We start from the raw sequence: 14283 nt of genomic DNA on the forward strand, positions 1-14283 counted from the left end.
GAAAGAATGAATCACTGGAACTGGAAAACTGCCCTGGGCGCGTCGCTCTTCGCGGCATCGGCACTGCTGGCCGGCTGCGGCGACAAGACGGCACCGGCCGACAGGACAGGCGCGGCCCCGCAGGCCAAAGCCGCGCCCGCCGACACCGAGCAGCAGCAGATCGAGAAATACAACATCTACGTCGACGTATCGAACAACCTGCGCACCTCGTTCCAGCAGGCGCGCGAGGAATACATCGCGCAACAGGTGCCGCTGCTGCAGGCCAAGGCGCCGCTGACCAGCCTGCGCATCCAGAACGACATCCTGATCGACCGCTCGGCGAAGAAGCTCGACACCGCCGCGGCCATCGGCGCCCCGATGCCCGAGATCGATGAATCGGCCAAGGCGTTTTCCGCCGCGCTCAAGGTGCTTTCGCCGCTGAGCCGCGATCTCAACAACTATGCCAACTCCAAGGGCTACCTTGCCGACAACGGCGACAAGGCCCGCCAGATGAACACCGACTACCTGGCCGCGCTCACCAGCGTCGCGAAGGCCGAGGCCGCGTTCGACGACGGCCTGAGCGCCCGCGACCGGGCGCTGACCAAGGAGGCCTTCGAGAAGGCTCCGAAAGACACCGCCGCCTACTACCGCGCCGGGCTCATCTACCACGGCAAGCTCAACCACGCCGACGCCAATGCGTTGTTCGAATCGCCCAACGACCCCAAGGCGCTGGCTGCCTTCGAGGCTTCGCTGGCGCTGGTGGCGCAGTCGGCCGAGGGCTGGAGCAGGAAGATGGGCGAGCAGTCGGCCAAGAGCGGCAAGGTCTGCGACGGCGGCATGCTGAAGATCAACGAGTTCATCGGCCAGTCGCGCTCGATGGCCAAGGACATCAAGGACGGCGTGTTCAAGCGCAAGGAAAGCGGTGCGATGGCCCGGCTGCCGGCGCACATGCGCAGTTCCAGCATCGTCAACTCGGCCAACCGCTACAACCAGAACTTCGCCAACATGATCGGCCAGTTCAACCACCCGCTCTGCTGAAGCCCTGCCGGCCGCCATCGGCGGCCCGGGCTGTCGCCGATAATCCGGGCCATGAATCCCTTGCTCTCCAGGTTGCAGCCCTATCCCTTCGAGCGGCTGAAGCAACTGTTCGCGGGCGTCACGCCCAACCCCGAATTCCCCGCCATCAGCCTGGGAATCGGCGAACCCAAGCACGCCACGCCGGCGTTCATCAAGGAGGCGCTGAGCAACAGCCTGGGCGCGCTGGCGGCCTACCCGGCCACCGCCGGCGACCTGAAGCTGCGCACCGCCTTCACCGACTGGCTCCAGACACGCTACAGCCTGGCGCTCGACCCGGCCACCCAGGTGCTGCCGGTCAACGGCTCGCGCGAGGCGCTGTTCTCGCTGGCCCAGACCGTGATCGACGCCACCGTGTCGCCGCAGCCGGTGGTGATCTCGCCCAATCCGTTCTATCAGATCTACGAGGGCGCGGCCCTGCTGTCGGGCGCCGAGCCGTACTACGCGCCGAGCATTCCCGCGCGCAATTTCGCGGTCGACTGGGACAGCGTGCCCGAAGCGGTCTGGGCACGCACCCAGCTGGTGTTCGTGTGCTCGCCGGGCAACCCGACCGGCGCGGTGATGTCGCTCGACGAATGGAAGAAGCTCTTCGCCCTGTCGGACCGCCACGGCTTCGTGATCGCGGCCGACGAGTGCTACAGCGAGATCTACTTCCGCGACGAGCCGCCGCTCAGCGGCCTGGAGGCCTCGGCGAAGCTGGGCCGGCCCGACTTCAGGAACCTGATCACGCTGACCTCGCTTTCCAAGCGCAGCAACGTGCCCGGCCTGCGCAGCGGCTTCGTGGCCGGCGACGCGGCCATCATCAAGAAGTTCCTGCTCTACCGCACCTACCACGGCAGCGCCATGAGCGGCACCGTGGCGGCGGCCAGCATCGCGGCCTGGGGCGACGAGGCCCACGTGGTCGAGAACCGCGCCATGTACCGCGCCAAGTTCGCGGCCGTCACGCCGCTGCTCGAACCGGTGCTCGACGTGCGGCTGCCCGACGCCAGTTTCTACCTCTGGGCCGGCGTGCCCCAGGTGTGGGCTGGCGACGACGAAGCCTTCGCCCGTGCGCTCTACGCTCAATACAATGTCACGGTTCTGCCGGGCAGCTATCTGGCGCGCGACACCAGCCACAGCGCCAACCCCGGCCGGGGCCGCATCCGCATGGCGCTGGTGGCCGAGACGGCCGAGTGCGTCGAGGCCGCCGAGCGCATCGTTCGCTTCTGCAACGACAACACGGCCGGCCCCCGCTGAACCGCGCCCCGGCTCCCATTTTTCACACGAGACCTTCTCCATGACCCAGCAACTGCAACAAATCATCGACGCCGCGTGGGAAGACCGCGCCAACATCTCGCCCTCCGCCTCGTCGGCCGAAGTGCGCGACGCCGTCGATCACGTCATCACCGAACTCAACAACGGCAAGCTGCGCGTGGCCACCCGCGAAGGCGTGGGCCAGTGGACCGTGCACCAGTGGATCAAGAAGGCCGTGCTGCTGTCGTTCCGCCTGAAGGACAACGAGCAGATCCAGGCCGGCTCGCTCGGCTTCTACGACAAGGTGCCGACCAAGTTCTCGCACCTGTCGGCCAGCGAGCTGAAGGAATCGGGCGTGCGCATCGTGCCGCCGGCCGTGGCCCGCCGCGGCAGCTACATCGCCAAGGGCGCGATCCTGATGCCCTCGTACGTGAACATCGGCGCCTACGTGGGCGAGGGCTCCATGGTCGACACCTGGGCCACCGTGGGTTCGTGCGCGCAGGTCGGTGCCAACGTGCACCTGTCGGGCGGCGTGGGCCTGGGCGGCGTGCTCGAGCCCCTGCAGGCCAACCCGACCATCATCGAGGACAACTGCTTCATCGGCGCGCGCTCCGAAGTGGTCGAAGGCGTGATCGTCGAAGAGAACTCCGTGCTCGGCATGGGCGTGTACATCGGCCAGAGCACCCCCATCTTCAACCGCGACACCGGCGAAATCTCCTACGGCCGCGTGCCGAGCGGCAGCGTGGTCATCAGCGGCAACCTGCCCAAGAAGACCAAGTCGGGCCAGGACTACAGCACCTACGCCGCGATCATCGTCAAGACGGTCGACGCGCAGACCCGCTCCAAGACCAGCCTGAACGATCTGCTGCGAGACTGACCGCTCCCCCGGAGCGAGCGCCTTTCCGCCTGAGAGAACAACAGCACCCCGAGGAGAGAGACCGATGAACATGATGGAGCGAATCCTTCGCCTGATGGCCGAGCGCAGGGCCTCCGACATCTATCTGTCAGCCCACTCCCCGGTGCTGATCCGCATCAATGGCAACTGCGTGCCCATCAACGCGCAGGTGCTGCCGGCCACGGCGCCGCTGGCGCTGCTGTCCGAGGTGGCGCCGCCCGAGCGCATCCAGGAACTGGAGAGCACCGGCGAACTCAACATGGCGCTGGCCCTCGAGGGCACCGGCAACTACCGCATCAGCGCCATGCGCCAGCGCGGCTCCTATGCGGTGGTGGTGCGCTACATCAGCCACACCATTCCGCGCTTTGCCGACCTGAACCTGCCCGACATCCTGAAGACGCTCATCATGGAACGCCGCGGGCTGATCCTGATGGTGGGCGCCACGGGCGCGGGCAAGACCACCACGCTGGCCTCGATGCTGGACTACCGCAACGAGAACGCCAGCGGCCACATCATCACGGTCGAAGAGCCGATCGAGTTCACCTTCACCAACAAGAAGTCGGTGGTGAACCAGCGCGACGTGGGCAGCGACACCGCCTCGCTGCATGTCGCGCTGAAGAACGCGCTGCGCCAGGCGCCCGACGTGATCCAGATCGGTGAAATCCGCGATCGCGAGACCATGACGGCCGCCATCGCCTACGCGCAGTCGGGCCACCTGTGCGTGGCCACGCTGCACGCCAGCAACAGCTACCGCGCGCTCAACCGCATCCTGGGCTTCTACCCCGTCGAGGTGCGCGCCACGCTGCTGGGCGACCTGGGCGGCGCGCTGCGCGCCGTGATCTCGCAGCGCCTGCTGCGCACCCAGGCCGGCAGCCGGGTGCCCGCGGTCGAGGTCATGCTCAACACCGCGCTGGTGGCCGAACTCATCGAAAAAGGCGACTTCTCCGGCGTCAAGGAAGCCATGGAGAAGTCGATGGCCGAGGGCTCGCAGACCTTCGAGGAAGACATCGCCCGCCTCATCACCGAAGAGCGCGTGACCCGCGAAGAAGGCCTGGCCCAGGCCGACTCGCCCACCAACCTGCTGTGGCGCCTGCAGAACCGCGCCGCGCCCAAGGCGGCGGCCGACGACCGCAGCCTGACCGACCAGGTCGACGAACCCACCTTCACGGACATCACGCTCGACGTCCGCTTCTAGTTTCCAGCGCCCCTCCCTCCGCCCTTCGACATGTCCCGCACCCTCCAGCTCGCCGAACAACTCATCTCGCGTCCCTCGGTCACTCCCGACGACGCGGGCTGCCAGCAGATCCTCGGCGAGCGGCTGGCGCAACTGGGCTTCACGCTGGAGACCATCGAGAGCGGCCCGGCGGACTTCCGCGTGACCAATCTGTGGGCCGTGCGCCGCCCGGCCAACGCCGCCGCCGCTACAAAGACGCTGGTGTTCGCCGGCCACACCGACGTGGTGCCCACCGGCCCCGTCGAGCAATGGACCAGCCACCCGTTCACGCCCACGCACCGCGACGGCAAGCTCTATGGCCGCGGCGCCTGCGACATGAAGACCTCGGTGGCCGCATTCGTCACCTCGATCGAAGAATTCCTGCAGGCCGTGCCGCAGCCCCGGCTCACCCTGGCCCTGCTGCTCACCAGCGATGAAGAAGGCCCCGGCGTCGACGGCACGGTCGTCGTCTGCAATGCGCTGGCCGCGCGCGGCGAGGTCATCGACTACTGCATCGTCGGCGAGCCCACGGCCGTGGAGCGCTGCGGCGACATGATCAAGAACGGCCGCCGCGGCACCATGAGCGGCAAGCTCACGGTCAAGGGCGTGCAGGGCCACATCGCCTACCCGCACCTGGCGAAGAACCCGGTGCACGCCGTGGCGCCCGCGCTGGCAGAGCTGGTGGCCATCAACGCCGCCGGCGGCTGGGACGCCGCGAGCAACCCCTACTTCCAGCCGACCAGCTGGCAGATCAGCAATTTCCACGCAGGCACCGGTGCGAGCAACGTGATCCCGGGCAGCGCGGTGATCGACTTCAACTTCCGCTTCTCGACCGAATCCACCCCCGAGTCGCTGCAGCAGCGCGTGCAAGCCGTGCTCGACGCGCACCAGGTCGACTGCACCCTGGCCTGGACCATCGGCGGCCTGCCCTTCCTGACGACGCCGGGCGAGCTCGTCACGGCCGTGCAGGGCGCCATCCGCGACGAGACCGGCATCGAGACCGAGCTGTCGACCAGCGGCGGCACCAGCGACGCGCGCTTCATCGCCAAGATCTGCAGGCAGGTGGTCGAACTCGGCCCGGTGAACGCCAGCATCCACAAGATCGACGAGCACATCGACGTGGCCGAGATCGAGACGCTGAAGAACATCTACGTGCGCACGCTGAAGCAACTCGATGCTGCGCTTGCCGCCATTGCCGCATGAGCACCGTCATCGAGCTCATCGAATCGGGCGCTAACCAGCTCGAGGCCGCCGGCGTGGCTTTCGGCCACGGCACCGCCAACGCCTTCGACGAAGCCGCCTGGCTGGTGCTGTGGCGGCTGAAGCTGCCGCTGGACGACATCGATGCCGTGGCCGACAAACCCGTGTCGCCCGCCGACGCCGCCAAGGTGGCCGCGCTGATCGACGAGCGCATCGCCAGCCGCAAGCCCGCCGCCTACCTCACGAAAGAAGCGTGGCTGCAGGGCGTGCCCTTCTACGTGGACGAGCGCGCCATTGTGCCGCGCAGCTTCATCGCCGAGCTGATTGCCGACGGCAGCATCGACTACTGGCTGGGCGAGCACACCCGGCGCGTGCTCGACCTGTGCACCGGCAACGGCAGCCTGGCGGTGCTGGCCGCCCTCACCTATCCGGACGTGAGCGTGGACGCGGCCGACCTGTCGACCCCGGCGCTGGAGGTGGCGGCCATCAACGTCACCCGCCACCAGCTGGATGCGCGCGTCACGCTGATCGAGTCGGACGGGCTGAAGAACCTGCCCGGCCCCTACGACCTGGTGCTGTGCAACCCGCCCTACGTCAACAGCGCGAGCATGGCCGCGCTGCCCGCCGAATACCGCGCCGAGCCCGAACTGGCCCTGGCCGGCGGCGCAGACGGCATGGATTTCGTGCGCCGCCTGTTCGCCGACGCGCCTTCGCGCATGAGCGAGCAGGCGGTGCTGGTGCTGGAAATCGGCAACGAGCGCGACTACTTCGAGGCGGCGTTTCCGCAGCTGGAGGTGGTGTGGCTCGAAACCTCCGCGGGCGAAGACCAGGTGCTGCTCGTGACCCGCGCGGCCCTGGCGTCGCTCACCGCGCCATGAGGGCCGGTGCCGGCGTGCGTTAGCTGCGCCAGTCCACGCCCCCTTTCAGCCGCTTTCTCGCAGCAACTGGCTGCGAATCCCCCTTTACCGGGCGATTCCCCCGCGCCCAAGCCCCTTTTCGACGAGCCGGAGGGGCCGGGCGGGATAATCGCCCCTACGGTTCTTTTTCATGATCACTCTCAAAAACGTCATTCTTCGCCGCAGCGCCAAGGTCCTGCTCGACGGCGCCACCGTCACCCTCAACCCCGGTGAAAAGGTCGGCCTGGTGGGGCGCAACGGCGCCGGCAAGTCGACCCTGTTCGCCCTGCTCAACGGCACGCTGCACGAAGACGGCGGCGATTTCTACGTGCCCAAGCAGTGGCGCATGGCCCAGGTGGCGCAGAACATGCCCGAGACGGACGAGTCGGCCACCGACTTCGTGGTCGGCGGCGACACCCGCCTCACCGAGCTGCGCGAGGCGCTCGCCACCATCGAGGCCGCCTACGCCGAGAACCCCGACGACGCCGACATCGGCATGCAGCTGGCCCACGCCTACACCGACCTGGCCGACGCCGGCGAGCACGACGCCGTGCCGCGCGCGCAGGCGCTGATCCTGGGCCTGGGCTTCAAGGCGCACGAGGTCGACGAGCCGGTCAACAGCTTCTCGGGCGGCTGGCGCATGCGCCTGCAGCTGGCCCGCGCGCTGATGTGCCCGAGCGACCTGCTGCTGCTCGACGAACCCACCAATCACCTGGACCTGGACGCCCTGGTCTGGCTCGAAGCCTGGCTGCAGAAGTACCCCGGCACCATGATCGTCATCAGCCACGACCGCGAGTTCCTCGACGCCGTGACCGACGTCACCCTGCACATCGCCAACGCCCAGCTCACGCGCTACGGCGGCAACTACAGCAAGTTCGAGGACATGCGCGCGCTGCAGATGGAGCAGCAGCAGCAGGCCTTCGTGAAGCAGCAGGACAAGATCGCCCACCTGCAGAAGTTCATCGACCGCTTCAAGGCCAAGGCCAGCAAGGCCAAGCAGGCGCAGAGCCGGGTCAAGGCGCTGGAGCGCATGGAGCGCGTGGCGCCGCTGCTGGCCGAAGCCGACTTCACCTTCGAGTTCAAGGAGCCCGGCAACATTCCCAACCCGATGCTGTCGATCACCAACGCGAGCTTCGGCTATGAGATCGAGAACGAAGAGCCCAAGACCATCCTGCGCGGCGTGAGCCGCTCGGTGCTGGCCGGGCAGCGCATCGGCATCCTGGGCGCCAACGGCCAGGGCAAGTCGACGCTGGTGAAGACCATCGCGCGCGAAATGGGCGCGCTGGCCGGCCAGGTGACCGAGGGCAAGGGCCTGAACATCGGCTACTTCGCGCAGCAGGAACTCGATGTGCTGCGCCCGCAGGACACCCCGCTCGAGCACATGGTGCGCATGGCGCGCGAGCTCGGCAGCAATGCCAAGGAAGCCACCGGCGAGCAGGCCCTGCGCGGCTTCCTGGGCAGCTTCAACTTCAGCGGCGACATGGTCAAGCAGCCCGTGGGCACCATGAGCGGCGGCGAAAAAGCCCGCCTCGTGCTCGCGATGATGGTGTGGCAGCGCCCCAACCTGCTGCTGCTGGACGAACCCACCAACCACCTGGACCTGGCCACCCGCGAGGCCCTGGCCGTGGCGCTCAACGAGTTCGAGGGCACGCTGATGCTGGTGAGCCACGACCGTGCGCTGCTGCGCTCGGTGTGCGACGAGTTCTGGCTGGTCGGCCGCGGCGTGGTCGGCGACTTCGACGGCGACCTGGACGACTACCAGCGCTACCTGCTCGACGAAGCCAAGCGCCTGCGCGAAGAAGCCAAGGTCGCCACGCGCGAAGCCGTCTCGGCCGCGGCCGCCGCAGCCGCCGCGCCGGTGGCCGCGCCCGCCGCGCCGCAGCAGCGCAAGCAGGACGCCCAGGAGCGCCAGCAGCGCAGCGACCAGGCCAAGCCGATCAAGCGCGAGATCGCCCAGATCGACGAACGCCTGGCCGCCGCCGGCACCGAGCGCGCCGCGCTCGAGGCCCGCATGAGCCAGCCGCTGCCTTCCGCCGAGATTGCCGAAGCCGGCAAGCGGCTGAAGGCACTGAACGACGAAATCGGCCGCCTCGAGGAGCGCTGGCTGGCCCTGTCGGACCAGCTCGAAGCGCTCGCGGCCTGACCCAACCTGGAACCTGAAAGGGGCACTGGATGCCGTCTGCCATCGAACTGGCCCGGGGTGACGAGAAGCTCGTCGCCGCCGTGCACCGCGCGCGCCGGCTGATCGGCCGCAAGGCCCTCATGGCAGCCGCGGCAAGCGCCGTGCCCCTGCCCGGCGTCGACTGGATGGCCGACGCGGCGCTGCTCTCGCGGCTGGTGCCGCAGATCAGCGCCGAGTTCGGCCTGTCGGTCACCCAGGTCGAACGGCTCGCGCCGCACCAGCGCGAGCGCATCCAGAAAGCAGCCACCACGGTGGGCGCCCTGCTGGTGGGGCGGCTGGTCACGCGCGACCTGCTGATCCGGCTGGCCAAGCATGCGGGCGTGCGCCTGACGGCCAAGCAGGCGACCAAATACGTTCCCATCGCCGGGCAGATCGTTTCGGCGGCGCTCGGCTATGCCGCGCTGCGCGCGCTGGGCGAGCAGCACATCAAGGACTGCGTGCGCGTCAGCGCCACTCTCGCCTTAACGCCGCCCGAACCGCACGCGAGCGCCTGAGCGCATCGCCGTCCAGCAGCACCATCGCGGCCTGCAGCGCACCGGCCAGGCCGAACACGCCCGCGCCCGAAAAGGCCGGCCTCGCGGCGCACAGCCCGTAGATCAAGGACAAGACCGACAGCAGCGCCAGCAGCACGCACAACACGCGGTCGAGGCGCGGCCCCGACGGCAATGGAAGGCGGCGCACCGCTTCACTCGCCGGCCCGCTTGCGCGGCGTGTAGACCCGGGCCGGCTGCACGAGCTGGCCCGTCACCTCCTGCTCATAGACCTTCAACAGCGCCAGGTAGTGGCGCGACATCACGTCGCGCACCCGCCCGAGGCCGATCTTGCTGACCGTCGGCTGCGGAATACCTGTTCTCGCCTCGATCTGCTTCTGCGTGAGCCCCATGGCTCTCAGCGCCTGTACCAACTCGCGTGGTTTCACGGCAATTTCCTCCCTGTTTTTCATATTCTAGAGTCCATTCAGAATATTCATTTGAGCTTAAATCCCGGCGCATGGACAGCATTGCCAGCCGCGCCCTTGCAGCGCGCAAATTCGCCAAGATGACGCAGAAGCAGGCGGAAGCCGTGTCGGGCGTCAAGCAGTCGAGCATTTCGAAGATCGAGCGCGGCGACACCAGCCGTTCGATGAGCGTGCTTGCACTGGCGCGTGCCTACCGTGCCGACCCGAACTGGCTCGACACCGGCGACGGCCCCGCGCCCTGGGACGAAGACCAGGTCCGCCCCGCACGCGACCGCGCCAACGAGCCGCCCGGCCCTTACCGCGTGACCCGCACGCCGCCCGCGGGCCCTTCGTACAACCCGCGCACGCCGCAGACCGTGCCGCTCATCGAGTGGACGGATGCCGCACGCTGGGACAGCCGCGAAGTTTCGGACCAGCCCCGGGCCGAGCGCTGGATTCCATGCATCGCCCACCACAGCCTGCAGACCTACGCGTTGCGCATGCGCGGCGACAGCATGACCGCGCCCAGCGGCCACCTCAAGAGCTACCCCGCCGAGTCGATCATCTTCGTCGACACCCAGCTCAGGACGCCGGCCGACGGCGAGCGCATCGTCGCCAAGCTGGAGGACACAGGCGAAGTCACCTGCAAGGTCTACAAGGAAGAAGACGGGCGCCGCTGGCTGCTGCCGCTGAACCCGAGGCACGAGCCCATACGCACCGCCTTCACCGTACTGGGCACGGTCATCGGCAAGTGGGAAGACGAGGACTGACCGCGCTGGCCGCCCTGGCCGCCCTGGCCGCGCTGACCGCACGAACGGCGGGCAAAAAAAAGCCCGCACGAAGGCGGGCTTCAAGGTGACCTGCTGGAGGAGGGAGGATCAGAGGATTGCAGGCCACAGGGAGAAACTTGAATATCGCTTGCGAACCTGCTTGCAACCTGACCTCGCCGGAATCTAATTGCCGGCTAATTCTTCTCCCACGCCGCCTTACTTGGGCAGCAGCACCTTGTTCACGACGTGGATCACGCCGTTCGACTGGTAGACGTTGGGGATCGTCACCGTGGCGGTACCGCCCTTTTCGTCGGTGATCATGATCTTGCCGCCCTTTTCCTTGGCCACGAGCACGCCGCCGGCCACGGTCTTCAGCTCGGCGGAGCCCTTGCCGGCCTTGATTTCCTTCTTGAGCTCGGCCGCGTCGAGCTTGCCCGACACCACGTGGTAGGTCAGCACGCCGGTCAGCGCGTCCTTGTTCTCGGGCTTGAGCAGGGTGTCGACGGTGCCGGCCGGCAAGGCGGCGAAGGCCGCGTTGGTGGGAGCGAACACGGTGAACGGGCCCGGGCCCTTGAGGGTGTCGACCAGGCCCGCGGCCTTGACGGCGGCCACCAGCGTGGTGTGGTCCTTCGAATTGACGGCGTTGTCGATGATGTCCTTGGTCGGCAGCATCGGTGCACCGCCCACCATGACCGATGCCGCGATGGCCGAAACGGCACCGGCGGACATGGCGAATGCGAGAGTGACAGCTGCGAGACGATGAAGTTTGCGTTGCATGGAAATGCTCCAGGTTGTTGAATGGACCCCCGTGAAAATCGCGGCGGCTGCGATCAGTACGGCGCCATGTGCACAACAGATTCGGCCCCGGCGATAAAAAAGCCGGCCGCGTCCGCCCGCACTTGACGCCGCGCCGAGGCATTTCGCGCCGGGTAATGCCAATTTCGTCGCGCCGGCCTCGCGGCATGAAGCGATTGCTGCGAGATTCACGAAAGAGTCAGGTCTCCCGGCGTTTCCGGGTGTACAACCGCTGCCCCATGCATATCCAAGAAAACAAAGCGTCGGAGGATCACCCCGTCGAGCCGCGCGCGGTTGCCGCGCGCCGGCTCGCCAGGTGGCCCGTTCAAGGTGCCCTGCTCGGCACCGCCCTGCTGCTGGGCGCCTGCGCGGTCGGCCCGGACTTCAAGACCCCGGAGCTGCCCGCCGCCGCCCAGGGGCCTGACTACACGCCCGCGCCGGTGCCCGCGCGCACGGCGCAGGCCGAAGGCCCGGCCGGCCAGGCACAGGAGCTGGTGGCCGGCCGCGACATTCCGGCCCAGTGGTGGGACGTGTTCCGCTCCGAGCCGCTCGACCAGCTGATCCGCGCATCGCTGGCCCAGAGCCCCACGCTCGCGTCGGCCCAGGCTGCGCTGCGCCAGGCCGAGGCCACCTACGAGGCCAGGACCGGCAGCCTGTGGCCGCAGGTCTCGGCCCAGCTCGGCGCGCAGCGCGAGCGCGCTTCCGAAATCACCAGCCAGGTGCCCGGCGGCCAGTTGCTCACGCTGTACAACGCCAGCGTCAACGTCTCCTACAACCTCGACGTGTTCGGCGGCACGCGCCGCCAGATAGAAGGCGCGCAGGCCGCCGTCGACACGCAGCGCTACCAGGTGGAGGCGGTGTACCTCACGCTCACCTCCAACCTGGTGACCACCGCCATCCGCGAGGCCTCTCTGCGCGCGCAGTTGCAGGCCGCGCGCGAAGTGCTGCAGGCGCAGACCGAGCAGCTCAACGTGATCGAAAAGCAGTTCGACACCGGCGCGATCCCCAAGTCGATCGTGCTGCAGCAGCGCACGCAGGTGGCTCAGACCCAGGCCACCCTGCCGCCCATCGAGAAGGCGCTGGCGCAAACCCGCCACCAGCTCGCGGTGTTCGCCGGCCGGCTGCCGTCCGAGGCGGGCCTGCCCGAATTCGACCTCGCCAGCCTCACGCTGCCGCAGGCGCTGCCGCTCTCGCTGCCCTCCGAACTCGCACGCCAGCGGCCCGACGTGCGCGCCAGCGAAGCGCAGCTGCACCAGGCCAGCGCGGCGGTCGGCGTGGCCACCGCCAACCTCTATCCGCAGATCCAGCTGAGCGCGAGCTACGGCAACAACGCGCTGCGCGCGCGCGACCTGTTCACCGGCCCGACCACGCTGTGGAGCATCGGCGCCGGGCTCACGCAGCCGATCTTCAACGGCGGTGCACTGCGCGCGCAGCAACGCGCCGCGGTGGCGGCCTACGACTCGGCGGCGGCGCAGTACCGCAACACCGTGCTCGGCGCCTTCCAGAACGTGGCCGACGCGCTGCGCGCGCTGGAGCTCGACGCCGTCGCGCTGCAGAACCAGGCCGCGGCCGAATCGCTCGCCAGGCAGTCGCTCGACCTGTCGACCGCGCAGTTCCGCGCCGGCGCGGTGAGCTACGTCACGCTGCTCACTGCGCAGCAGGCCTGGCTGCAGACGCACACCGCGCTGGTGCAGGCGCAGGCCGCGCGCTATGCCGACACCGCCGCGCTCTTCCAGGCGCTGGGCGGCGGCTGGTGGAACCGCGCCGAGCTGGCCAACGCGACCCTGGCGCCGACCGTGCCCGCCACGCCCGCTGCGGCAACCGCGGCCCCGGTCCGCAACTGACCCCATCGACCCGCGACGGCACCCCACTCCCCTGCCGCCGCGCCCAACCCCTCATCCATAACTCGAAGAGAAGCCTACCCATGACCCGGAGAATGATCATCATGATCGGCTGCGTGCTGCTGCTGGTCGCCGCGCTAGCGCTCGGCAAGTTCCTGCAGATCCGCGCGCTGATTGCGGCCGTGCCCAAGCCGGGTCCGCAGACCGTGTCGACCGCCGAAGTGCAGAAGCTCCAGTGGCAGTCGCAGTTCACCGCCGTCGGCACGCTCAACCCGGTGCGCGGCGCCGACCTGAGCACCGAAGTCGCGGGCCTGGTGCGCACCGTGCACTTCAAGTCGGGCCAGGACGTGAAGGCCGGCGCGCTGCTGGTCGAACTCAACGCCGACTCCGACATCGCCCTGCTGCACTCCGCCGAAGCCGCCGCCGCGCAGGCCGCCACCGTGCTCAAGCGCGACCAGGCGCAGCTCGCGGTGCAGGCCGTGAGCCAGGCGCAGATCGACGCCGACACCAACGACCTGAAAGCCAAGCGCGCGCAGGTGGAGCAGCAGGCCGCCGTCGTGGCCAAGAAGTCGATCCGCGCGCCCTTCGCAGGCCGCCTGGGCATCAGCGGGCTCAACCCCGGACAGTACGTGAACGCGGGCGACAAGCTGGTCACGCTGCAGACGCTGGACCCGATCTACGTCGACTTCACGCTGCCGCAGCAGCAGCTCGCAGGGCTCGCGGTCGGCCAAGTGGTGAACCTCACGGTCGACACCTTCCCGGGCCAGGGCTTCAGCGGCAAGATCAACGCGATCAGCCCCAAGGTGGACGCCGCCACGCGCAACGTGCAGGTGCAGGCCACCATCGCCAACCCCAGGCAGGTGCTGCTGCCGGGCATGTTCGCGAACGTGAAGATCGACATCGGCGGCATGCAGGAATACCTGACGCTGCCCTCCACCGCCGTGACCTACAACCCCTACGGCTCGACCGTGTACGTGGTGAAGCCGGCCGATCCGCCCAAGGCCGGCGCGCCCGGCACGCCTGGCACCCCGGCACCGGCGAGCGCCACCGACGCCTCCGGCAAGCCCCAGCTCGTGGCGCAGCAGATCTTCATCGAGACCGGCCCGACGCGCGGCGACCAGATCGCCATCGTCAAGGGCCTGCAAGCCGGCCAGGTGGTGGTGAGCAGCGGGCAGAACAAGCTGAAGAACGGCACGCCGGTCACGGTGGACAACAGCGTCAAGCCATCCAATGATCCGGCGCCGACGCCGCAGGAAAAGTGAGGCCCC

At 68.5% G+C, this 14283-nt stretch carries 14 protein-coding genes; 11 read left to right on the forward strand and 3 right to left on the reverse strand.

Annotated elements, in window-relative coordinates; all coding sequences use genetic code 11:
* Positions 1–6: 6 nt before the first annotated feature.
* The 8 genes from C4F17_RS05990 (at position 7) to C4F17_RS06025 (ending at position 9166) form a co-directional block, all read left to right on the forward strand.
* Complete coding sequence (locus C4F17_RS05990; RefSeq protein WP_106934625.1) at positions 7–1017, forward strand: DUF3829 domain-containing protein; 1011 nt, start codon at positions 7–9, stop codon at positions 1015–1017.
* A 51-nt stretch (positions 1018–1068) separates the two neighbouring features.
* Positions 1069–2289 (forward strand): succinyldiaminopimelate transaminase, encoded by a 1221-nt coding sequence (gene dapC / locus C4F17_RS05995; protein WP_106934626.1) that lies wholly within the window; start codon positions 1069–1071, stop codon positions 2287–2289.
* Between the two features lie 40 nt (positions 2290–2329).
* A complete protein-coding gene (gene dapD, locus C4F17_RS06000) occupies positions 2330–3163 on the forward strand; it encodes a 2,3,4,5-tetrahydropyridine-2,6-dicarboxylate N-succinyltransferase (protein WP_081270524.1) in 834 nt (277 codons plus the stop codon).
* Between the two features lie 64 nt (positions 3164–3227).
* The gene (locus tag C4F17_RS06005) at positions 3228–4376 is read left to right on the forward strand and encodes a PilT/PilU family type 4a pilus ATPase (RefSeq protein ID WP_106934627.1); all 1149 of its coding nucleotides are present in this window, start codon (positions 3228–3230) and stop codon (positions 4374–4376) included.
* A 30-nt stretch (positions 4377–4406) separates the two neighbouring features.
* Positions 4407–5597: a succinyl-diaminopimelate desuccinylase gene (gene dapE / locus C4F17_RS06010; RefSeq protein WP_106934628.1), complete on the forward strand. Its 1191-nt coding sequence runs from the start codon at positions 4407–4409 to the stop codon at positions 5595–5597.
* On the forward strand, positions 5594–6472 hold the full coding sequence (prmB, locus tag C4F17_RS06015; RefSeq protein WP_106934629.1) for a 50S ribosomal protein L3 N(5)-glutamine methyltransferase: 879 nt from the start codon (positions 5594–5596) through the stop codon (positions 6470–6472). The genes dapE and prmB overlap by 4 nt, the downstream gene beginning before the upstream one ends.
* A 169-nt stretch (positions 6473–6641) precedes the next feature.
* Entirely contained in the window at positions 6642–8633 is a 1992-nt protein-coding gene (locus tag C4F17_RS06020) for an ABC-F family ATP-binding cassette domain-containing protein (protein WP_106934630.1), read from the forward strand.
* A gap of 29 nt (positions 8634–8662) precedes the next feature.
* A complete protein-coding gene (locus C4F17_RS06025; RefSeq protein ID WP_081270519.1) occupies positions 8663–9166 on the forward strand; it encodes a hypothetical protein in 504 nt (167 codons plus the stop codon).
* Here the strand turns inward: C4F17_RS06025 and C4F17_RS32685 are convergent.
* Both C4F17_RS32685 and C4F17_RS06030 read right to left on the reverse strand, forming a co-directional pair.
* Positions 9117–9353 (reverse strand): hypothetical protein, encoded by a 237-nt coding sequence (locus C4F17_RS32685; protein ID WP_159053608.1) that lies wholly within the window; start codon positions 9351–9353, stop codon positions 9117–9119. The genes C4F17_RS06025 and C4F17_RS32685 overlap by 50 nt on opposite strands.
* A gap of 4 nt (positions 9354–9357) precedes the next feature.
* On the reverse strand, positions 9358–9591 hold the full coding sequence (locus C4F17_RS06030; RefSeq protein WP_081270613.1) for a helix-turn-helix domain-containing protein: 234 nt from the start codon (positions 9589–9591) through the stop codon (positions 9358–9360).
* A gap of 71 nt (positions 9592–9662) precedes the next feature.
* On the opposite strand from C4F17_RS06030, the gene C4F17_RS06035 reads away from it, so the two are divergent.
* The gene (locus C4F17_RS06035) at positions 9663–10379 is read left to right on the forward strand and encodes a helix-turn-helix domain-containing protein (RefSeq protein ID WP_081270517.1); all 717 of its coding nucleotides are present in this window, start codon (positions 9663–9665) and stop codon (positions 10377–10379) included.
* Positions 10380–10595: 216 nt separating this feature from the next.
* Here the strand turns inward: C4F17_RS06035 and C4F17_RS06040 are convergent, their stop codons facing one another.
* Entirely contained in the window at positions 10596–11156 is a 561-nt protein-coding gene (locus C4F17_RS06040; protein ID WP_081270516.1) for a fasciclin domain-containing protein, read from the reverse strand.
* A 257-nt stretch (positions 11157–11413) separates the two neighbouring features.
* On the opposite strand from C4F17_RS06040, the gene C4F17_RS06045 reads away from it, so the two are divergent.
* Together C4F17_RS06045 and C4F17_RS06050 are read left to right on the forward strand one after the other, a co-directional pair.
* Positions 11414–13018 carry an efflux transporter outer membrane subunit gene (locus C4F17_RS06045; RefSeq protein ID WP_159053609.1) on the forward strand — a complete coding sequence of 535 codons (1605 nt, stop codon included), beginning with the start codon at positions 11414–11416 and terminating at the stop codon, positions 13016–13018.
* Between the two features lie 80 nt (positions 13019–13098).
* Positions 13099–14277 carry an efflux RND transporter periplasmic adaptor subunit gene (locus C4F17_RS06050; protein WP_106934631.1) on the forward strand — a complete coding sequence of 393 codons (1179 nt, stop codon included), beginning with the start codon at positions 13099–13101 and terminating at the stop codon, positions 14275–14277.
* Positions 14278–14283: the final 6 nt, after the last annotated feature.

It is taken from the genome of Variovorax sp. PMC12 (assembly GCF_003019815.1).
Lineage (GTDB): Bacteria > Pseudomonadota > Gammaproteobacteria > Burkholderiales > Burkholderiaceae_C > Variovorax.

What these genes read in the sequence shown, in the direction of transcription:
- C4F17_RS05990 (WP_106934625.1), top strand. Translation starts at nt 7, where the DNA reads ATGAATCACTGGAACTGGAAAACTGCCCTGGGCGCGTCGCTCTTCGCG.
- dapC (WP_106934626.1), top strand. Translation starts at nt 1,069, where the DNA reads ATGAATCCCTTGCTCTCCAGGTTGCAGCCCTATCCCTTCGAGCGGCTG.
- dapD (WP_081270524.1), top strand. Translation starts at nt 2,330, where the DNA reads ATGACCCAGCAACTGCAACAAATCATCGACGCCGCGTGGGAAGACCGC.
- C4F17_RS06005 (WP_106934627.1), top strand. Translation starts at nt 3,228, where the DNA reads ATGAACATGATGGAGCGAATCCTTCGCCTGATGGCCGAGCGCAGGGCC.
- dapE (WP_106934628.1), top strand. Translation starts at nt 4,407, where the DNA reads ATGTCCCGCACCCTCCAGCTCGCCGAACAACTCATCTCGCGTCCCTCG.
- prmB (WP_106934629.1), top strand. Translation starts at nt 5,594, where the DNA reads ATGAGCACCGTCATCGAGCTCATCGAATCGGGCGCTAACCAGCTCGAG.
- C4F17_RS06020 (WP_106934630.1), top strand. Translation starts at nt 6,642, where the DNA reads ATGATCACTCTCAAAAACGTCATTCTTCGCCGCAGCGCCAAGGTCCTG.
- C4F17_RS06025 (WP_081270519.1), top strand. Translation starts at nt 8,663, where the DNA reads ATGCCGTCTGCCATCGAACTGGCCCGGGGTGACGAGAAGCTCGTCGCC.
- C4F17_RS06035 (WP_081270517.1), top strand. Translation starts at nt 9,663, where the DNA reads ATGGACAGCATTGCCAGCCGCGCCCTTGCAGCGCGCAAATTCGCCAAG.
- C4F17_RS06040 (WP_081270516.1), bottom strand. Translation starts at nt 11,156, where the DNA reads ATGCAACGCAAACTTCATCGTCTCGCAGCTGTCACTCTCGCATTCGCC.
- C4F17_RS06045 (WP_159053609.1), top strand. Translation starts at nt 11,414, where the DNA reads ATGCATATCCAAGAAAACAAAGCGTCGGAGGATCACCCCGTCGAGCCG.
- C4F17_RS06050 (WP_106934631.1), top strand. Translation starts at nt 13,099, where the DNA reads ATGACCCGGAGAATGATCATCATGATCGGCTGCGTGCTGCTGCTGGTC.